16 protein-coding genes are annotated in these 20063 nt (G+C 62.3%); 11 read left to right on the top strand and 5 right to left on the bottom strand.

Going from position 1 to position 20063, the window contains the following annotated elements:
* Positions 1-7 precede the first annotated feature (7 nt).
* Positions 8-1936: a transglycosylase SLT domain-containing protein gene (locus tag ACIPZH_RS14790; RefSeq protein WP_241803159.1), complete on the bottom strand. Its 1929-nt coding sequence runs from the start codon at positions 1934-1936 to the stop codon at positions 8-10.
* Between the two features lie 221 nt (positions 1937-2157).
* On the opposite strand from ACIPZH_RS14790, the gene ACIPZH_RS14785 reads away from it, so the two are divergent.
* Entirely contained in the window at positions 2158-4086 is a 1929-nt protein-coding gene (locus ACIPZH_RS14785; RefSeq protein WP_349974581.1) for an ATP-binding cassette domain-containing protein, read from the top strand.
* A gap of 115 nt (positions 4087-4201) precedes the next feature.
* Here the strand turns inward: ACIPZH_RS14785 and ACIPZH_RS14780 are convergent, their stop codons facing one another.
* Positions 4202-4642 carry a universal stress protein gene (locus ACIPZH_RS14780; RefSeq protein ID WP_267822272.1) on the bottom strand — a complete coding sequence of 147 codons (441 nt, stop codon included), beginning with the start codon at positions 4640-4642 and terminating at the stop codon, positions 4202-4204.
* A 108-nt stretch (positions 4643-4750) separates the two neighbouring features.
* Between ACIPZH_RS14780 and ACIPZH_RS14775 the strand changes: the two genes are divergently transcribed.
* From ACIPZH_RS14775 to ACIPZH_RS14745, 7 genes are all read left to right on the top strand, one after another.
* On the top strand, positions 4751-5188 hold the full coding sequence (locus ACIPZH_RS14775; protein ID WP_267822274.1) for a hypothetical protein: 438 nt from the start codon (positions 4751-4753) through the stop codon (positions 5186-5188).
* A 490-nt stretch (positions 5189-5678) separates the two neighbouring features.
* Complete coding sequence (gene fadB, locus ACIPZH_RS14770) at positions 5679-7826, top strand: fatty acid oxidation complex subunit alpha FadB (RefSeq protein ID WP_400636679.1); 2148 nt, start codon at positions 5679-5681, stop codon at positions 7824-7826.
* 40 nt (positions 7827-7866) lie between these two features.
* Entirely contained in the window at positions 7867-9042 is a 1176-nt protein-coding gene (fadA, locus tag ACIPZH_RS14765; protein WP_003248768.1) for an acetyl-CoA C-acyltransferase FadA, read from the top strand.
* A 79-nt stretch (positions 9043-9121) separates the two neighbouring features.
* Positions 9122-9373: a DUF1653 domain-containing protein gene (locus ACIPZH_RS14760; protein WP_241803164.1), complete on the top strand. Its 252-nt coding sequence runs from the start codon at positions 9122-9124 to the stop codon at positions 9371-9373.
* 100 nt (positions 9374-9473) lie between these two features.
* On the top strand, positions 9474-12083 hold the full coding sequence (gene topA / locus ACIPZH_RS14755; protein WP_241803165.1) for a type I DNA topoisomerase: 2610 nt from the start codon (positions 9474-9476) through the stop codon (positions 12081-12083).
* Positions 12084-12198: 115 nt separating this feature from the next.
* On the top strand, positions 12199-12714 hold the full coding sequence (locus ACIPZH_RS14750) for a DUF6586 family protein (RefSeq protein ID WP_400636676.1): 516 nt from the start codon (positions 12199-12201) through the stop codon (positions 12712-12714).
* Positions 12715-12764: 50 nt separating this feature from the next.
* Entirely contained in the window at positions 12765-12998 is a 234-nt protein-coding gene (locus ACIPZH_RS14745) for a hypothetical protein (protein WP_241803167.1), read from the top strand.
* Between the two features lie 38 nt (positions 12999-13036).
* Here the strand turns inward: ACIPZH_RS14745 and sulA are convergent, their stop codons facing one another.
* Both sulA and lexA read right to left on the bottom strand, forming a co-directional pair.
* On the bottom strand, positions 13037-13513 hold the full coding sequence (gene sulA, locus ACIPZH_RS14740; protein WP_267822284.1) for an SOS-induced cell division inhibitor SulA: 477 nt from the start codon (positions 13511-13513) through the stop codon (positions 13037-13039).
* Positions 13514-13526: 13 nt separating this feature from the next.
* A complete protein-coding gene (lexA, locus tag ACIPZH_RS14735) occupies positions 13527-14135 on the bottom strand; it encodes a transcriptional repressor LexA (protein ID WP_012313564.1) in 609 nt (202 codons plus the stop codon).
* 220 nt (positions 14136-14355) lie between these two features.
* Here lexA and ACIPZH_RS14730 point away from each other — a divergent pair, with 220 nt between their 5' ends.
* From ACIPZH_RS14730 to nagZ, 3 genes are read left to right on the top strand one after another with little or no spacing between them, the layout of a single operon-like run.
* On the top strand, positions 14356-15063 hold the full coding sequence (locus ACIPZH_RS14730) for a TetR/AcrR family transcriptional regulator (RefSeq protein ID WP_039601793.1): 708 nt from the start codon (positions 14356-14358) through the stop codon (positions 15061-15063).
* A 40-nt stretch (positions 15064-15103) separates the two neighbouring features.
* Entirely contained in the window at positions 15104-15625 is a 522-nt protein-coding gene (locus ACIPZH_RS14725; protein WP_349974580.1) for a L,D-transpeptidase, read from the top strand.
* Positions 15626-15650: 25 nt separating this feature from the next.
* Positions 15651-16649 carry a beta-N-acetylhexosaminidase gene (gene nagZ, locus ACIPZH_RS14720; RefSeq protein WP_172655271.1) on the top strand — a complete coding sequence of 333 codons (999 nt, stop codon included), beginning with the start codon at positions 15651-15653 and terminating at the stop codon, positions 16647-16649.
* Between the two features lie 86 nt (positions 16650-16735).
* Here nagZ and ACIPZH_RS14715 read toward each other — a convergent pair whose 3' ends face one another.
* Positions 16736-20062 carry an SNF2-related protein gene (locus ACIPZH_RS14715; RefSeq protein WP_400636674.1) on the bottom strand — a complete coding sequence of 1109 codons (3327 nt, stop codon included), beginning with the start codon at positions 20060-20062 and terminating at the stop codon, positions 16736-16738.
* Position 20063: the final 1 nt, after the last annotated feature.

Raw genomic sequence — 20063 nt, 5'->3', positions numbered from 1 at the left:
CGTTGCTTCACATGTCGTCGAAATACCGCTCGTGCCAGTCCACCAATGGCTGTGGTGCGTTGAGCTTCTGCCCGTAGATCACCGAGTAAGACAGCACGTTCTGCACATACTGACGCGTCTCGTCGAACGGAATCGATTCCACCCACACATCGAAGCTCAGGTGCTTGGCGCCCTTGAGCCATTGGCGCACGCGCCCGGGGCCGGCGTTGTAGGCAGCGGACGCCAACACCCGGTTGCCGTTGAACTGGCCGTGCACCTGGCTCAGATAAGCTGCGCCCAGCTGAATGTTGGTGTCCGGGTTGAGCACCTGGCGCGGCGACGCCAGCGGAATGCTGAACTTGCGCGCGGTTTCCTTGGCTGTGGCCGGCATCAACTGCATGAGGCCACTGGCACCTACACTGGAGCGCGCATCCTCCATGAAGGCACTTTCCTGGCGGGTGATTGCGAACACCCAGCTTGAGTGCAACCCACGCACCTTGGCTTCGCGTACCAGCGTGTCGCGGTGGGCCATCGGGAAGCGGATGTCCAGGTCATCCCAGTACTTGGCCTGGCTGATGGTGCGAATGGCCGGGAAGTACCAGCGCAGGTCATAGGCCAGGCGCGCCTGTGCAACCATCTCGTCGCGGCTGAAGTGGCGGCTGACGTGATACCACTCGCGGCGGCCGTCGACGATCTGGCCACGGGCATGGAATTCCAAGGCGCGCTGGATGCCCGGCGTATTGCGTACCTTACGCACCAGTTGCGGGCTCAGCACCAGTGGCTTGTTGTTGAGCTGGTAAGGGGTTTGCGCCCGGTCGGCCGCGAGGAATCCGTAGAAGTCCCGTTCGCGCGCCACGTTCTTGTACAGCAGCAGGCTTTGCGGGTTGTTTGGCTGGGCCAGTTCCAGGCTGCGCGCTTGCCAGTACTGCCAGCGGCTGCTGCTGGCCAGGTCTTGCGGCAGGCGCTTGGTCAGTTCGTAGGCGTCTTCCCAGCGGCCCAGGCGCAACAGCAGGCGCAGACGCCACTCGGTGACGGTGTTGTCCCGCAGCTCTGGGTCATAGCGGGTCATCAGGTCAAGGGCACGCGGGTCATAGCGGCGTGCCAGGGTCAGGCCGATTTCACGGGCGATGGCCACTTTCTCGTCGCTGGAGAAATGCATGCGCTGGGCGTAGTCGTCGAGCAGGGCCATGGCCCGCTCAGGGTTCTGGCGAGCCAGGCGGCGCAAGCCCAGGCTCACTACATCGGACATCGCCTCGTTGACCGGTGTGAAGCGCGATGGCTGGTTGAGCAATTCGGGTTTTTGCGCGACATCGACCAGCAGGCGGCCTTGCGGGCCGAGCGTGGTCAGGGATTTGACCAGGCTGTTGGCCAGGGCATAGTTGCGCGCCTGGGCTGCCAGTTTGGCGCGGTTCCAGCGCTTGGCCTCGGTCAACTGACCTTCGGCGGCCCACATGCCGAACAGGGCGTCGCAGGCGGCCGGTTGCGACTTGCCTACGTTCCACAGTTTCTCGGCGCTGGCATAACCCTCGGCGCGCAGGCCATGGCTGAGTTGGTACTGGCCGTTGAGGCAGTCCAGTTCGGTGAAGTTGAGCTTGGGGTCGTAGTACTTGACGAAGGTGTCCCACTCGCCGCGTTCGGCCAGCCAGCGCAACCAGCGAAGTTTCATCCAGTTGGCCTGAGGAAGGTCGCCATGTTTGGCCAGAAACGCTTCGATTTCCTGGTTGCTGGCGCTTTTCAGCCGAGCGGTCAGTTCGTCGTAGGCCAGGTAGGGCGTCAGCGGGTAGTCGCGCAGGGCCTGGGCATAGCGCAGGTACGGGCCTTTGTCGCCCTTGGCCAAGGCACGCTTGGCCTCGTCGTAGTACTGACGTTGCTGAGAGAGGTCGATGGCCTGCGCCGCGCTGGCGGTGGCGGCGGTAAGCAGCAGGCAGGAAGCAATCTGTAACAGGCGGCTGCGCATGATACGTCCGGGCAGTTGAACCATGGGAAAGTGACGGCGGAGCCAACACTGTTGGAAGCTATTGTTCTAGCTTAGCTGTTTGCCGGCAGCGGGTGAAAGCACTGTGCTTGTATCAAGGCGTTAAGACCGACCGGATGTCGCAATGCCCTGGCAGCGCGGGCAACTTAATGCTGGAACGGGCCAACTCAGGTAGAATGCGCGCCCGCTTTCTGGAGACGAACATGACCCTGCTCAAATTCAGCGATGTGTCCCTCGCATTCGGCGCGATGCCGCTGCTGGACAAAGTGTCCTGGCAGATCGCCCGTGGCGAGCGGGTGTGCATCATCGGCCGCAACGGCACCGGCAAGTCGAGCATGCTGCGCCTGGTCAAGGGCGAGCAGAAGGGCGACGACGGTGAAATCTGGCGCGCCCCTGGCCTGAAGATCGGCGAGCTGCCGCAAGAACTGCCAGTGGCTGACGAGCGGACTGTGTTCGACGTGGTGGCCGCTGGCCTGGACGGCGTTGGTGAACTGCTTGCCCAATTCCACCACCTCAGCCAGAACATCCAGGGCGACGATGACCTGGAAAAACTCATGCATGTTCAGCACGAGCTCGAAGCCCGTGACGGCTGGCGCCTGCAGCAGGTGGTGGAAAGCACCCTGAGCCGCCTGCAGCTGCCTGCCGACAAAACCCTGGCCGAGCTGTCCGGTGGCTGGCGTCGACGGGTGCTGCTGGCGCAGGCGCTGGTGTCCGAACCCGACCTGCTGCTGCTCGACGAGCCGACCAACCACCTGGACATCGGCGCCATCGCCTGGCTCGAAGAGGCCCTGCGTGGTTTTAACGGGGCGGTGCTGTTCATTACTCACGACCGTTCATTCCTGCAGAACCTGGCAACCCGCATCCTCGAACTGGATCGTGGTGGGCTGATCGACTGGAACGGTGACTACGCCAGCTTCCTGGTGCACAAGGAAGCTGCGCTGGCCGCCGAAGAGACCGCCAACGCACTGTTTGACAAGCGTCTTGCCCAGGAAGAGGTGTGGATCCGCCAGGGCATCAAGGCCCGCCGCACCCGCAACGAAGGCCGGGTGCGCGCACTCAAGGCCTTGCGTGTCGAGCGTAGCGAGCGGCGTGACCGTCAGGGCAAGGCGAACATCCAGATCGAGGCCGCAGAGAAATCCGGCAAGCAGGTGATGGTGCTGGAGAATGTCAGCTTCCACCACGCTGGGGGGCCAATGCTGGTCAAGGACTTCTCCATGGTCCTGCAGCGTCAGGACCGCATTGGCCTGCTGGGCGCCAACGGTACCGGCAAGACCACGCTGCTCAAGCTGATGCTCGGTGGCCTGGAGCCTACTTCGGGCAAGGTCGAGCGCGGCACCAAACTGGAAGTCGCCTACTTCGATCAGATGCGCCACCAGCTCGATCTGGAAAAAACCGTGATCGATAACCTGGCCGAGGGCCGCGATTTCATTGAAATCGACGGCCAGAACCGGCATGTGCTCAGCTACCTGGGCGATTTCCTGTTCAGCCCCCAGCGTGCTCGCACACCGGTCAAGGCGCTGTCGGGCGGTGAGCGGGCGCGTCTGCTGCTGGCCAAACTGTTCAGCAAGCCGGCCAACCTGCTGGTACTGGACGAACCGACCAACGACCTGGATGTGGAAACCCTCGAGCTTCTTGAAGAGGTGCTGTGCAATTACAAGGGCACCGTGCTGATGGTCAGCCACGACCGGGCCTTCCTCGACAACGTCGTCACCAGCACGCTGGTGTTCGAAGGCGAGGGCAAGGTGCGTGAATATGTGGGTGGCTATGAGGACTGGATCCGCCAGGGCGGTTCGCCAAAGCTGTTGGGCGTGACCGAGAGCAAGGGTGGCAAGTCCGAGCTCAACAGTGCCGTGGTCCAGAAACAGGACGAGCAGGTGGCGCCGGCGCCAGCCCCGGTGGCAGCGGATGCTTCGAAGAAGAAGCTCAGCTACAAGCTGCAGCGGGAACTGGAGATGCTGCCTGGGCAAATTGATGCGATCGAGCAGCGAATGGCAGTGGCCCAGGAGGAAGTCAACGCCCCAGGCTTTTATCAGCGGCCGATCGAGGAAACCTCAGCGGTGCTGGCCAAGCTGGAGCAGATGCAGGGCGAACTGGATGCCTTGGTAGAGCGCTGGGCCGAGCTGGAAGGTTAAGCCAGTCCCGGCCTCATCGCCGGCAAGCCGGCCCCCACAGGGTAGCCACTGTTCTTGCGAACGGTGGAGATCCCGTGGGAGCCGGCTTGCCGGCGATGAGGCCAGCCAGGCTGGGTCATTCCTTCTTCTGCAACCGCACCGCCAGTACATCGCACGGCGCCCCATGCAGTACGTCGTTGGCCGTTGAGCCCAGCAACAACGCCAGGCCATGGCGGCCGTGGCTGCCCACCACGATCAGGTCGCAGTTCTGCTCCTTGGCGAGCTGGTGGATCTCTTGGCGCGGTTGGCCATAGGTCAGGTGAGAATCACCGCGATTGATCTCGGGGTACTTGTTGAACAGGCGGTCCATACGCTCCTTGGCCTGATCGAACTGTTGCTGCTGCAACTGCGACAGGTCCATTGGCACGTCACCGCCAAAGGCCATGGCCATGGGTTCGACGATATGTACCAGCGAGACCTTGGCGCCTGTGGGCTCGGCGAGCTTCATGGCACGTTTGATCACCGGGTCGCACTCTTCGGTGAGGTCGACGGCGACCAGAAGATGTTCGTAGGGCATGAGCTGTACTCCTGACAATCGCGATACTAGAAGTATGGTCGCTTCGGGCGGGTCTTGCGTGAAACTGAGTAACCCGCTCATTTGCAACGCTTTATGGGATCTACAGATATGACGGTATTGCTGGTGGTGTCAATCCTTGCGCTGATTCTCAGCCCGTTCGCCTGGCTGCGTCAGTCGCGCAAGCAAGGTGAGCAGATGAGCCTGCGCCTGGAGGCGCGGCGCATGGGGCTGGCCATGCAACTGGCGCCGCAGCAGTGGCCGCACTGGCTGGAAAAAGAGCCGCCCAGCCCTTGCCCGCAGTACCATCGGGCGCGCAGGCGTGGGCATGAAGACAGCTGGTGCTACTGGCAAGTCAGCCCGGGTGTGTGGTGCAACCAGTGGCGTGAAGTGTGTGAGGTAGCGCGCCTGAATGAGGTTTTCTCGCGGCTGCCGGGCACCGTCTACAAGGTCGAGGCCGACAAGCGCATGCTCGCGCTTTACTGGAGCGAGCGAGGTGACAAATCTGTGTTGCAGGATATTGCCTACGCGTTTGAAACCCTCGCCTGACATCCCTTGAACGACAAAGCGGCAACCTGGCACCCGCCCGCAAGGGGTGAATGCCAGGTTGCCGCTTTGTCGTTTCTGCTGCGCAGAAAAAGGCCAGGCAGGCCGGGAATTTCTTCAAGCAAGTGGCAGTGTAGCCATCCTGCGGCGCTGTGTAGCCAAAAAAAATGCAATGGCCTCCTTTTTGTGGTCAATCGCTGACATGAATGATCAGTGATCACTGTCACCATGATTTACACCCACACCCTACAAAATGACCGGAAAGTCGCATTTTCACGGTGCCTGTAAGCATTTGACAACGCCGACCTTTTCGGAGAATGTGTGCATACCCAAATCAAACGGGCGTATGAATTGAGCGTTTGTATGTCACATCGCTCATCCAGAATCCCGACTAGCGCGCTGACGGGTGTGCCTGGGCAGAAGCAGCGAAGCGCTGCTTTTCCACCAGCGATCGGCGTGTACAGTTCAGCTTCCATATCGTGGAGATCAGTTGATGATTTACGAAGGTAAAGCCATCACGGTTAAGGCTCTTGAAAGCGGCATCGTCGAACTGAAGTTCGACCTCAAGGGTGAGTCCGTCAACAAGTTCAATCGCCTGACCCTGGACGAGCTGCGCCAAGCCGTCGAAGCCATAAAGGCCGACGCCTCGGTGAAGGGCGTGATCGTCACCAGCGGCAAGGACGTGTTCATCGTCGGCGCCGACATCACCGAGTTCGTCGATAACTTCAAGCTGCCCGAGGCCGAACTGGTTGCCGGCAATCTGGAAGCCAACCGCATCTTCAACGCGTTCGAAGACCTCGAAGTGCCGACCGTTGCCGCCATCAACGGCATCGCCCTGGGCGGTGGCCTGGAAATGTGCCTGGCGGCCGACTATCGGGTCATGTCCACCTCCGCGAAGATCGGCCTGCCGGAAGTCAAGCTGGGCATCTACCCAGGCTTCGGCGGTACTGTGCGCCTGCCGCGCCTGATCGGTTCGGACAACGCCATCGAGTGGATTGCCGCCGGCAAGGAAAACCGTGCTGAAGACGCCCTGAAGGTCGGTGCCGTCGATGCTGTGGTTGCCCCTGAACTGCTGCAGGCGGGTGCCCTGGACCTGGTCAAGCGCGCAATCAGTGGCGAGTTGGATTACAAGGCCAAGCGCCAGCCCAAGCTGGAAAAGCTCAAGCTCAATGCCATCGAGCAGATGATGGCCTTCGAGACTGCCAAGGGCTTCGTGGCTGGCCAGGCCGGCCCGAACTACCCAGCGCCCGTCGAAGCCATCAAGTCGATCCAGAAGGCTGCCAACTTCGGTCGCGACAAGGCGCTGGAAGTCGAGGCAGCAGGCTTTGCCAAGCTGGCCAAGACTTCGGTTGCCCAAAGCCTGGTCGGCCTGTTCCTGAACGATCAGGAACTCAAGCGCAAAGCCAAGGCTCACGACGAAATCGCTCACGATGTCAAACAGGCTGCCGTGCTCGGCGCTGGCATCATGGGTGGCGGCATTGCTTACCAGTCGGCGGTCAAGGGTACCCCGATCCTGATGAAGGACATCCGCGAGGAAGCCATCCAGCTGGGCCTCAGCGAGGCGTCCAAGCTGCTCGGCAACCGCGTCGAAAAAGGCCGCCTGACCCCGGCGAAAATGGCCGAGGCACTCAACGCCATTCGCCCGACACTGTCCTACGGTGATTTCGCCAACGTCGACATCGTCGTCGAGGCCGTGGTCGAGAACCCCAAGGTCAAGCAGGCAGTGCTCGCTGAAGTGGAAGGCCAGGTGAAAGAGGATGCGATCCTTGCGTCCAACACCTCGACCATCTCCATCAACCTGCTGGCCAAGGCGCTCAAGCGCCCCGAGAACTTCGTCGGCATGCACTTCTTCAACCCGGTGCACATGATGCCGCTGGTCGAAGTCATCCGTGGCGAAAAGTCCAGTGAAGTGGCGGTTGCCACCACCGTGGCCTACGCCAAGAAGATGGGCAAGAACCCGATCGTGGTCAACGATTGCCCGGGCTTTTTGGTCAACCGCGTGCTGTTCCCGTACTTCGGTGGCTTTGCCAAGCTGGTCAGCGCCGGTGTCGACTTCGTGCGCATCGACAAGGTCATGGAGAAGTTCGGCTGGCCGATGGGCCCGGCCTACCTGATGGACGTGGTCGGCATCGACACCGGCCACCACGGCCGCGATGTGATGGCCGAAGGCTTCCCGGACCGCATGAAGGACGAGCGCCGCTCGGCTGTCGATGCCCTGTATGAGGCCAATCGTCTGGGCCAGAAGAACGGCAAGGGTTTCTACGCCTACGAAACCGACAAGCGTGGCAAGCCGAAGAAGGTGTTCGACGCCACCGTGCTCGATGTGCTCAAGCCGATCGTCTTCGAGCAGCGTGAAGTCACTGACGAAGACATCATCAACTGGATGATGGTCCCGCTGTGCCTGGAGACCGTGCGCTGCCTGGAAGACGGCATCGTCGAAACCGCTGCCGAAGCGGACATGGGCCTGGTATACGGCATTGGTTTCCCTCCGTTCCGTGGTGGTGCGCTGCGTTACATCGATTCGATCGGTGTGGCCGAATTCGTTGCCCTGGCCGACCAGTACGCCGATCTGGGGCCGCTGTACCACCCGACCGCGAAGTTGCGTGAAATGGCCAAGAACGGCCAGCGCTTCTTCAGCTGAGCAGCCAACGCCTTTGAGAGAGTAGAGCGAGATTATTGATATGAGCCTCAATCCAAGAGACGTGGTGATTGTCGACTTCGGTCGCACCCCGATGGGCCGCTCCAAGGGTGGCATGCACCGCAACACCCGTGCTGAAGACATGTCTGCGCACCTGATCAGCAAGCTGCTGGAGCGCAACGGCAAGGTCGATCCGAAAGAAGTCGAGGACGTGATCTGGGGTTGCGTCAACCAGACCCTGGAACAGGGCTGGAACATCGCCCGCATGGCGTCGTTGATGACCCAGATCCCGCACACCTCGGCCGCCCAGACCGTCAGCCGCCTGTGCGGCTCGTCGATGAGCGCGCTGCACACCGCCGCCCAGGCGATCATGACCGGCAACGGCGACGTGTTCGTGGTCGGTGGTGTCGAGCACATGGGGCACGTCAGCATGATGCATGGCGTGGACCCCAACCCGCACCTGTCCTTGCACGCTGCCAAGGCTTCCGGGATGATGGGCCTGACTGCCGAGATGCTCGGCAAGATGCATGGCATCACCCGTGAACAGCAGGACCTGTTCGGCCTGCGTTCGCACCAGCTCGCCCACAAAGCGACTGTGGAAGGCAAGTTCAAGGACGAGATCATCCCGATGCAGGGCTATGACGAGAACGGTTTCCTGAAAGTCTTCGACTTCGACGAGACCATTCGCCCGGAAACCACCCTTGAAGGCCTGGCATCGCTCAAGCCTGCGTTCAACCCCAAAGGTGGTACGGTCACAGCCGGTACTTCGTCGCAGATCACCGATGGCGCTTCGTGCATGATCGTCATGTCCGGCCAGCGTGCGATGGACCTCGGTATCCAGCCATTGGCGGTGATCCGCTCCATGGCAGTCGCTGGCGTTGACCCGGCGATCATGGGCTACGGCCCTGTGCCGTCGACCCAGAAAGCCCTCAAGCGCGCAGGGCTGACCATGGCCGATATCGACTTCATCGAGCTCAATGAAGCCTTTGCTGCACAGGCCCTGCCCGTGCTCAAAGATCTGAAAGTGCTCGACAAGATGGATGAGAAGGTTAACCTGCACGGCGGCGCAATTGCCTTGGGTCACCCGTTCGGTTGCTCCGGGGCACGCATTTCCGGCACCCTGCTCAACGTCATGAAGCAAAATGGCGGTACGTTGGGCGTGGCCACCATGTGCGTCGGCCTCGGTCAGGGCATCACCACTGTCTTCGAACGCGTCTGATCGCGTAGCGGGACAGCAGCCGGGGCCTTGTGCCCCGGCTTTTGTTTTTTACAGAATTTGTTTCAAGAGGGAAGGCGACATGCAGATACAACCAGGCGTATACCGGCATTACAAAGGGCCTGAGTACCGTGTCTTCAGTGTCGCACGGCACTCCGAAAGCGAAGAGTGGATGGTTTTCTACCAATGCCTGTATGGTGACTACAGCTTCTGGGTACGACCACTTTCGATGTTCCAGGAGTCAGTCGAGGTTGACGGCGAGCAGGTGCCACGCTTTGCTTTGGTCAAGGCCGAAGAAGGGTTGCCTGAGCTGCTTGGCAAGGCGCGCGAGTGAACGACCGCGCTTGACCTCACTCTATTGCCACTATATATAGCGGTGCCGCGTCCGGCACCTGACGCGTTCTTCATCTTCAGATTCAGGAATACTCCGATCCATGGGCAAATCGCTGGTCATTGTGGAATCCCCGGCCAAGGCCAAGACCATCAACAAGTACCTGGGCAACCAGTACGTGGTGAAGTCGAGTATCGGCCACATCCGTGACCTCCCCACCAGCGGTTCGGCCAGCGCCAGCAAAGAGCCGGCCGCCAAGCGTGGTAAGGCTGCGGGTGAGGCTCCGGCCCTGTCGCCCAAAGAAAAGGCCCGTCGCCAGCTGGTGGCGCGCATGGGCGTCGACCCCGAGCACGGCTGGAAGGCCAAGTACGAGATCCTGCCTGGCAAGGAAAAGGTGATCGACGAGTTGCGCCGGCTGGCCAAGGATGCTGACACCATCTATCTCGCAACCGACTTGGACCGCGAAGGGGAGGCCATCGCCTGGCACCTGCGCGAGGCCATCGGTGGAGACGACACCCGCTACAAGCGTGTGGTGTTCAACGAAATCACCAAAAAGGCCATCCAGGATGCGTTCTCGCAGCCTGGCGAGCTCGATATTGATCGCGTCAATGCCCAGCAGGCGCGCCGCTTCCTGGACCGCGTGGTGGGCTACATGGTCTCGCCGCTGCTGTGGGCCAAGATCGCCCGTGGCCTCTCGGCCGGTCGTGTCCAGTCGGTGGCCGTGAAGCTGGTGGTCGAGCGTGAGCGCGAGATCCGCGCCTTCATTCCGGAAGAGTACTGGGAAGTGCACGCCGACCTTGGCACCGCCAAGCAAGCCAAGGTGCGTTTCGAGGTGACCCGCGAGAAGGGCGAGGCATTCAAGCCGCTGAACGAAGCCCAGGCCATGGCTGCGCTGAGCAAACTCAAGGCGTCCAGCTACAGCGTGGTCAAGCGTGAAGACCGCCCGACGAGCAGCAAGCCGTCGGCACCGTTCATCACCTCCACCCTGCAACAGGCTGCGAGCAACCGCCTGGGCTTCGGTGTGAAGAAGACCATGATGATGGCTCAGCGGCTTTACGAAGCGGGCTACATCACCTACATGCGTACCGACTCGACCAACCTGTCGGTCGACGCGCTGGACATGGCGCGCAGTTACATCGAGCGCGAGTTCGGCAAGCAGTACCTGCCCGAGGCACCGCTGGTGTACGGCAGCAAGGAAGGCGCTCAGGAGGCCCACGAAGCGATTCGTCCTTCCGACGTCAACACGCACCCAACCAAGCTCAGCGGCATGGAACGTGACGCCGAGCGCCTCTACGAACTGATCTGGCGGCAATTCCTCGCCTGCCAGATGCCGCCTGCCCAGTACCTGTCCACCAGCGTGACCGTGGCTGCCGGTGATTTCGAGCTGCGTGCCAAAGGCCGCATCCTCAAGTTCGACGGTTACACCCGTGTGTTGCCGCAGCAGAGCAAGCCGGGCGAAGATGACGTGTTGCCGGAAATGGTCCAGGGTGAGGCGCTCAAGCTGATCCAGATCGACCCCAGCCAGCACTTCACCAAGCCACCTGCGCGCTTCACCGAAGCAAGCCTGGTCAAGGAAATGGAAAAGCGCGGCATCGGTCGCCCTTCGACGTATGCGGCCATCATTTCCACCATCCAGGACCGCGGCTACGTCACGCTGCACAACCGCCGCTTCTACTCCGAGAAGATGGGCGACATCGTTACCGAGCGCCTGTCGGAAAGCTTCGCCAACCTGATGGACTACGGCTTCACCGCGGACATGGAGGAGAACCTCGATGACGTGGCCCAGGGCGAGCGCGACTGGAAAAACGTGCTGGACGAGTTCTACGGCGACTTCAGCAAGAAGCTGCTGACGGCCGAGTCCGCCGAGCACGGCATGCGTGCCAACCAGCCGACCATGACCAACATTCCGTGCAAGGAATGTGGGCGTCCGATGATGATCCGCACTGCCTCCACCGGCGTGTTCCTGGGTTGCTCGGGTTACAGCCTGCCGCCCAAAGAGCGCTGCAAGGCCACCGTCAACCTGGTGCCGGGCGATGAAATCGCTGCGGATGACGAAGGTGAGTCGGAGTCGCGCGTGCTGTTGGGCAAGCACCGCTGCCCGATCTGCTCCACAGCCATGGATGCTTACCTGCTCGACGAGAAGCACAAGCTGCATATCTGCGGTAACAACCCTGATTGCGTCGGCTACGAGATCGAAGAGGGCAGTTACCGCATCAAGGGTTACGAAGGGCCGAGCCTGGAGTGTGACAAGTGCGGCAGCGAGATGCAGCTCAAGACCGGCCGCTTCGGCAAGTTCTTCGGTTGCACCAACCCGGCGTGCAAGAACACCCGCAAGCTGCTCAAGAGCGGCGAGGCGGCTCCACCCAAGATGGACAAGGTGGACATGCCAGAGCTCAAGTGCGAGAAGGTCGACGACACCTATGTGCTGCGTGATGGTGCTTCTGGGTTGTTCCTGGCAGCCAGCCAGTTCCCCAAGAATCGCGAGACCCGTGCACCGCTGGTCATGGAGATCGTGCCGCACAAGCACGAGATTGACCCCAAGTACCACTTCCTGTGCGATGCGCCGCAGAAAGATCCGGAGGGTCGCCCGGCAGTGATCCGCTACAGCCGCAAGACCAAGGAGCAATACGTGCAGTCCGAGGTCGATGGCAAGCCTACCGGCTGGAAGGCGTTCTACGACGGCAATGCCTGGAAGGTCGAAGACAAGCGCTGATTGTTTCAGCGACGAGATTGGGGCCGCTTAGCGGCCCCATTTCATGGGTGACAAGTACATCCCGATCCCTGAAACTGCAGGTATTCGCCTTGCAGCCTTAGGGAGGTCACTCGAGATGGCCCAGGAACTCTACACCCGCACCAACCAGAAGCTTTTCTTCGCCGGCCTCGCCCTCGAGTCCATGGCCAAGGCTGCCGACAGCCAGGCCATGAATGCACAAGGCCTTGTGCAGGCCGAGCGTGAGGCTGCTCTATTCCACCTGTATGGTGCGTTATTGGGCTTGTGTCACGAGATTGGTGGCTTCTACCGCCTGCCAGCGGCGTCCAGCGTCGAGCAACTGCTTGCCGATGATGCCCTGAATGACATTGCCATCCCCGAGGTGGCTGAGTTGCTGGAGCTGTCCAGGCAGCGGGAGACCTGGCTGGCGCAACTGCTCAGCGCTTATGCCGATTTGTTCCGACCAGCGGTCGCGAAAAAAACCGCAAAAACCGATGTCACCCAGCCACTCATTCTGGCCGTCAACCTCGACGAACCCGAGCCGGCTGCGCTGTCGCGTGACGATCTGGAAAGCTGGCGCAACAACCTGAAAGGCTTGGTGAGACGATTCCGTGACGCGTTGAGTGAGTGCTGATCTTCGCCCTGGCTGGTACAATGCCCGCCTTTCGCGGAGAACAGCCCTTTATGTCTACGTCTTTTCTGGAAATTGTCGAGTTGCCTGATGGCCGAATCGAACTGCGTCGTGCCGAGGATGAAGGCTCCCTGGTAACCCTGGATTTCTCGGAAGACGCCAAGGTATTCCTGCAGGGGCAACACGTTGAAGTTGCCAAGGCCATGCTGAGTGTGGGCGTGCAGATGGCGGGGCGCCTCGTGGATGGCGAACTCGACCGTGACGAAGGGCCGCGCGTACTTCACTGATACCCAGGTTGTTTCGGGTCACAGGCAAAGCCTGAACATCAGCCGAGGCGGATGTTCAGGCTTTGTGCGTTTCCGGCACTGGCTGCACGCACCAGCTGCTGCCGCGCAGTGGCATTAACGCTGCCAAGCCAGCTGACCACGGTATGGCTGCGGCCAAGGCGCAGGGCGTCACAGGCCAATTGCAGTGGGCTCTGATTGCCGCGCGGCTGCAGCAGCAGGATGCGCTCGCGGTTGAGCCCGGCATCGCGCAACCAGGCCTGGGTCAGGCTGCCCGGTGGTGCAATAAGCGTCAGCCAGCGGGCCTCCTGCTCTTCGCTCAGTTCGCGCAGTACCGGTGCCAGCAAGGTGTGGCAATGGTCGGGGGCGCCACGCAGGGACAGTTCACTGAACAGGCCCGGTTCGCTGTTCTTGCGCGCCTGTTCGCTGGCCTTCAGGCCTGGCAGGACCGGTTGGGCGAGGAAGGCTTCGAACAGTGGAAGCTGTACCTGTTGTTGTGCTTGGACGAACTGTTGCATGACGCCTCCTGGTTCAGCGGCGAATAACGCCGACACTCAAGCCTTCGATCACCATTTCCTGCTCTTTCAGGTCGACTTCGATAGGGGCGAAATCGGGGTTTTCGGCGATCAGCCAGACCTTGCTGCCTTCGCGTTTGAAACGCTTGACGGTCACTTCATCGCCGATGCGGGCGACGACGATCTGCCCGTTACGGGCCTCACGGCAGGTGTGCACAGCCAGCAGGTCGCCGTCGAAGATGCCGACGTCCTTCATGCTCATGCCGTGTACGCGCAGCAGGTAGTCGGCGCGCGGGTGGAAGAAGGATGGATTGATGTTGCAAGATTGTTCGATGTGCTGCTCGGCAAGGATAGGTGCACCGGCTGCGACCCGGCCGATGATCGGTAGGCCGTTTTCTTCGGCCTTGGCCTCAAAGCCGGGGATGCGGATGCCGCGGGATGCGCCTGGGGTCATCTCGATCGCGCCTTTGCGCGCGAGGGCCTTGAGGTGCTCCTCGGCGGCATTGGGCGACTTGAAGCCCAGCTCCTGAGCGATCTCTGCGCGCGTCGGCGGAAAGCCGTTGTCTTCAAGGCAACGTTTGATGAAGGCCAGGATTTCGGCTTGGCGGGGCGTCAGTTTCAACATGGCGGGCGCTCTGTCTTTTTATACAGTGACTGGGATTATATACAGTACTGGATACGCTGCAAGCGCAATGCGACAAGAAAAAGCCGCAGGTCATCCCTCATAGCGCTTGCAGCTTGCAGCCCGGCGCTTTCTAATGGCGCCGCACAGTCACCTAGCCTTGACATCAGCAGGCCTGAAACGTATGTTTCAAACACCTGTTTGTCTGTCTGGCGGAGTAGTCATGGCCCAATCGGAAACCGTTGAACGCATTCTCGATGCTGCCGAGCAGCTGTTCGCGGAAAGGGGGTTCGCAGAAACCTCGTTGCGGCTGATTACCAGCAAGGCCGGGGTCAACCTGGCGGCGGTCAATTACCATTTCGGTTCAAAGAAGGCGCTGATCCAGGCGGTCTTCTCCCGTTTCCTCGGGCCTTTCTGCGCCAGCCTCGAGCGTGAACTGGAGCGTCGTCAAGGCAAGCCTGAGCAAAAGCCCAGCCTCGAGGAACTGCTGGAAATGCTCGTGGAGCAGGCGCTGGTGGTGCAGCCGCGCAGCAACAACGACCTGTCGATCTTCATGCGCCTGCTGGGCCTTGCGTTCAGCCAGAGCCAGGGGCACCTGCGGCGCTACCTGGAAGACATGTATGGCAAGGTGTTCCGCCGCTACATGTTGCTGGTCAATGAAGCCGCGCCGCGCATTCCGCCGCTCGAGCTGTTCTGGCGGGTGCACTTCATGCTCGGTGCTGCGGCGTTCAGCATGTCCGGCATCAAGGCATTGCGCGCCATTGCCGAAACCGACTTTGGTATCAACACCTCCATAGAGCAGGTCATGCGCCTGATGGTACCGTTCCTGGCCGCGGGCATGCGCGCCGACAGCGGTGTCACCGACGAGGCGATGGCCACAGCGCAGCTGCGCCCGCGCAGTAAAACCGGCAGCACCACCGCCAAGGCCTGAAGGCTGGGCGGGGCAGGGCGCTTGGGCTAAGCTAGCGCCCATGCCTGACCTCGATCTGCTGCACATCTCCCTCGCTGACCAGTGCCTCTATGGCTTTGCCAAGGGGCAGTTGTGCCTGCGCCTGGCAGTGTCGACCGCACGCAATGGGGCCGGTGAGGGTAATGGCTCGGGCTGCACGCCGCGCGGCCTGCACCAGGTGCGCGCGAAGATCGGGGCGGGCTTGCCGCTCAATGCCGTGCTGCGCGGGCGGCGCTGGACCGGTGAGGTCTGGTCGCCGGCGTTGCACGCACAGTACCCCGGGCGTGACTGGGTCCTTACCCGCATTCTCTGGCTCAGCGGTTGCGAGGCCGGCGTCAATCGTCTGGGCGCGGTGGATACGTTCCGCCGCTCTATCTATCTGCATGGCACGCCCGACACGGAACCCTTGGGCATACCGCTGTCCCATGGCTGCATTCGGCTGCGCAACACCGATCTGCTTGGCCTGTTCGAACGCGTACCGGTGCATTGCCCGGTGCGTATCGATGAGGCCGCATGCCCCCAGTGGGCTTCTTTAAGTCTGTAATGAAGGATTGCCTATGACCGTCAGCCTGCAAGGCTCCCTGATGGTGGATATCGCCGGTAAATGGCTGACCGCCGAAGACCGCCAACTCCTGCGCCAGCCGGAAGTGGCTGGCCTGATCATCTTTGCCCGCAACATCGACAGCCCGCGCCAGGTGCGTGAGCTGTGCGCGTCCATCCGCGCCATTCGCCCCGATCTGATTCTGGCCGTCGACCAGGAGGGCGGCCGTGTGCAGCGTTTGCGTCAGGGCTTCGTGCGCCTGCCAGCCATGCGCGCGATCGCCGATAACGCCAACGCCGAATACCTCGCCGAGCAGTGCGGTTGGTTGATGGCCACTGAAGTGCTGGCGGTTGGCCTGGACCTGAGCTTCGCCCCCGTGCTCGACCTGGACCACCAGCGTAGCGCCGTGGTCGGTAGCCGCGCGTTCGAGGGCGACCCGCAACGTGCCACGCAGCTGGCTGGTGCCTTCATCCGTGGGATGAATGCAGCGGGTATGGCTGCCTGTGGCAAGCATTTCCCGGGGCATGGCTGGGCGGAGGCGGACTCCCACGTGGCCATTCCTACGGACGAGCGCAGCCTCGAGCAACTGCGCCAGGCCGATCTGGTGCCGTTCAGCCGCCTCAGCGGGCAGCTGGCGGCAGTCATGCCGGCGCATGTCATCTATCCGCAGGTAGACAATCAGCCGGCCGGGTTCTCGCGTCGTTGGTTGCAGGACATTCTGCGCGGCGAGCTGGGCTTTGACGGGGTGATCTTCAGTGACGACCTGTCGATGGCGGGTGCGCATGTGGTTGGCGATGCGGCCAACCGGATCGAGGCGGCGCTGAGTGCCGGTTGTGACATGGGCCTGGTGTGCAACGACCGGGCGGCGGCAGAGCTGGCGTTGAGCGCGGCGCAGCGGCTCAAGGTCAAGCCGTCGCCGCGCATTGCACGTATGCGCGGGCAGGGCTTCGCGCGCACCGACTACCGCCAGCAGCCGCGTTGGCTGGAGGCGCTGGGGGCGTTGCGCGAGGCGCAATTGGTCGATTGACTGTGCCGGCCCCACAGGTATCCCGCTGCTGTTCACAGCAGTGAAAGTCCTGTGGGGCTTGTCCGCGCAGCCGCCAGGGCTGGCTGCTAGCGCCCGCGCTTTGCAGGCAGCGGGGCAAACAGCGCCTCGATTTCTTCATCCCCCAGGCGCCACTGCCCAGCCTCTGCACCATCGAGCAAGCTTGTCGCCAAGGCTGCTTTTTCCTGCTGCAGGTGCTGTATCTTCTCTTCAACCGTGCCGCGCGTGATCAGCTTGAACACGAACACCGGCTTGTCCTGGCCGATGCGGTAGGCGCGGTCGGTCGCCTGGTTCTCGCTGGCCGGGTTCCACCACGGGTCGAAGTGAATCACGGTGTCGGCAGCGGTCAGATTCAGCCCCACGCCACCGGCCTTGAGGCTGATCAGGAACACTTCGCTGTCGCCCTGCTGGAACTGCTGCACTGGTGTGCGCCGGTCACGGGTGTCGCCGGTGAGCAGGCTGTAGCGGATCTTGCGCTTGTGCAGCTCTTGTTCGATCAATGCCAGCATCGAGGTGAACTGAGAGAACAGCAGCACCCGGCGGCCTTCGCTGAGCAGTTCTTCGAGCATGTCCAGCAGCGCGCCGAGCTTGCCCTTGTCAGCCTGATTGCCCTTGGTCTCGACCCCTTTGACCAGGCGCAAATCGCAACACACCTGGCGTAGCTTGAGCAGGGCATCGAGGATCACGATCTGGCTGCGTGCCGCGCCATTGCGGGCGATTTCGTCGCGCACTTTCTTGTCCATCGCCACGCGCACGGCCTCGTAGGTATCACGCTGGGCGTCGCTGAGTTCGACCCAATGGACCATTTCGGTCTTGGGAGGCAATTCGGTCGCTACCTGCTCCTTGGTGCGGCGCAGCAGGAACGGGCGGATGCGGGTGACCAGATGCGCCAGCCGTTCGGTGTCGCCGTGGCGTTCGATAGGCGTTCGGTAATCCTGGTTGAAGCGCTTGAGCTCGCCCAGCCAGCCGGGCATGAGGAAGTGGAAGATCGACCACAGCTCGCCCAGGTTGTTTTCCATTGGCGTGCCGGTCAGGCACACACGCTGGTTGGCCTGCAGCTCGCAGACGGCCTGGGCGGCCTTGCTGGTGCTGCTTTTGATGTTCTGCGCCTCGTCCAGCACCAGCACGCTCCACTGCTGCGCGCGCAGGTGCTCCAGGTCGCGCGGCACCAGGGCGTAGGTGGTCAGTACCAGGTCGTATTCGTGCAGCTTGGCGAAATGCTTGCTGCGCCCGGGGCCGTGCAAGGCCAGGACGCGCAGGCCGGGCGCGAAGCGTTGGGCTTCGTCGAGCCAGTTGGGCACCAGGCTGGTCGGCATCACTGCCAGGGCAGGGTCGGCGAGACGCCCGTTCTGCTTTTCCAGCAGCAGGTGGGCCAGAGCCTGCAAGGTCTTGCCCAGGCCCATGTCGTCGCCAAGGATGCCGCCGGTGCCCATTTCGCGCAGGGCCTGCAACCAGTTCAGGCCCTGTTGCTGATAGGGGCGCAAGGTGGCGTTGAGCGCTGCGGGCGGCGTGATCTGCAGGTCGCGGGCATCGCGCAGGCGCCGGCCCAGGTCGCGCACATGGGCGCCACCTTCCCAGTGCAGGGGCAAGTGGTCGATGTCGTTCAGGCGTGCCGCGTCGGCGCGGTCCAGGCGCAAGGTGGTGCCGACGTTGTCCTCGTGCAGGTACAGTTCACCGAGGGTGCCCATGACCGACTTGATTCGCCCGTAGGGTAGGGCGACGCGCAGCGCTGGGGCGTCCAGCCGGCCGCGATTGAGGTCGATGAGTAGGTGCTCGTCGTCGCTGCGTCGGGCCAGCTCGCTGGGCCGTAGCAGCTCGGGGTTGCTGCGCAGCAGCTGCAGCACGATCGGCAGCAGGCTGTGGCGCTCGCCTTCGACGACGATGCCCAGCTCCAGGTCGAACCATTCGTGGCCGGGCGCTTCGTCGATGCTGGCGTACCAGTCATCCACTTCATGCAGGTTGAAGGCGAAGTCGCGGTGGATATCGACCTCCCAGCCCGCCTCGCGCAGGCGCGGCAGGCCGTCGCGGGCGAAGCGCAGCCAGGCTTCGTCGTCGGGCAACTGCAGCATTTCGCCCGCGCTGTCGGGCAGCGCTTTGCTCTGGCGGGTGGCGGGCTTGAAGCCCAGCTCGCGCAGCACCTTGCGCAGCGCCTGCTCGGCCGCGGGCTGGCGGCGGATGCGCTGGCTGGTGGCATCCACCAGTCGGGTCAATGGCTTGTCGTCGCTGCCACTGGCGCGCAGCCCATCGTAGTCGAACGCGAGGGCGGCGCGGTGTTGCATCTGGCGCTGCATGCGCCCGGTCTTGGGCATGTAGGCGCTGAATTCAAGGCTGCCCAGGGTCAGCCGGCCCTTGGGCTGAATGTTGTCGATCTGTTCGGTGGTCACGGCGGTGGGGGTGGGGACCTGCCGGTTCAGGGCGTTCAATCGATGACTCAAAGGTACTACCAGGTGTTCAGGTACGGTCGGCGCGCGTGCGAGCTGGCTGGCGATGAAAGGGTCCAGGTCATGCTGCAGTTCGCCGGTCTGATGCGAATGTGGGTCGATGTAATGCAATGGCTCGATGGGCAGTACCTGCAGCGGCAGCTGCTGGTCATGGTGCCAGGCGCCCCTGTAGCTACCGTTGTCCAATCTGACCCAGCGGAACTCGGCACGCCGTTGTGGCCCGGCATGCAACGGCGTGGGGTCGTCTTCAAACAACAGGCGCCCGGTGGCCAAGGCGTAGCTGAAAAGCTCCGCACCTTGCTTGCCTTCCAGTTGCGCCACGGGCGTGATCGTTTTGCTGCGGGCATCGATCAGGCGTAACAGCCGGGCGTCGTCCTGGGTGACGTAACGGGGGGTGTAGTAGATCATCTCTGGCATCGAGGTGATGCGGCCGACTTTCAGCGTACCGTCGGTTTGCGGCGTGCCCTTTATTGGCTCGAGCTGAAAATGTTCGCGGTCCCTGTGAATGCGGTAGTAGATCGCCGGGCCTTTGCGTGCAGGCTCGCTGGCGGCTGCAGCCTGGGAAGGCGATTCGAGCCCCTGCACCCACAGGTTCAGGTCGGGCGGCAGCGACAGCGCAGCGTGTTCTGCACTGGCGGCTCCGTCGAGCGCTCTGCCTTCGAGCTCCAGTTGCAGCAGCGCGGCGACGCAGTGCTTGCAATCTGACCCTACCGGGCAGGAGCAGCCCCCGAAGACGCGCAGCTCACCGCGACTCAGCGCCAGCTTGATGTCCTGATGGTAAACCTGGCCTGCCGAGCCTTTGCACATTGCCTCGATGCTATGGCCCTTCACCGAAAGGATGCGCGTGCGTTCCTGCGCTGCATATTTACGGCCTCGGGACAATGCGCCAGCGTCGAAGCAATCGACCCAGTCCGGGTAGTCTCTGAGCAGTTGCCGTGCGTCGCCATCACTCACA

The sequence above is a fragment of the Pseudomonas sp. NPDC089758 genome (assembly GCF_044748705.1).
In the GTDB taxonomy this organism is placed as follows: Bacteria; Pseudomonadota; Gammaproteobacteria; order Pseudomonadales; family Pseudomonadaceae; genus Aquipseudomonas; species Aquipseudomonas putida_X.
This window is presented reverse-complemented; position numbering and strand designations above follow the sequence as displayed.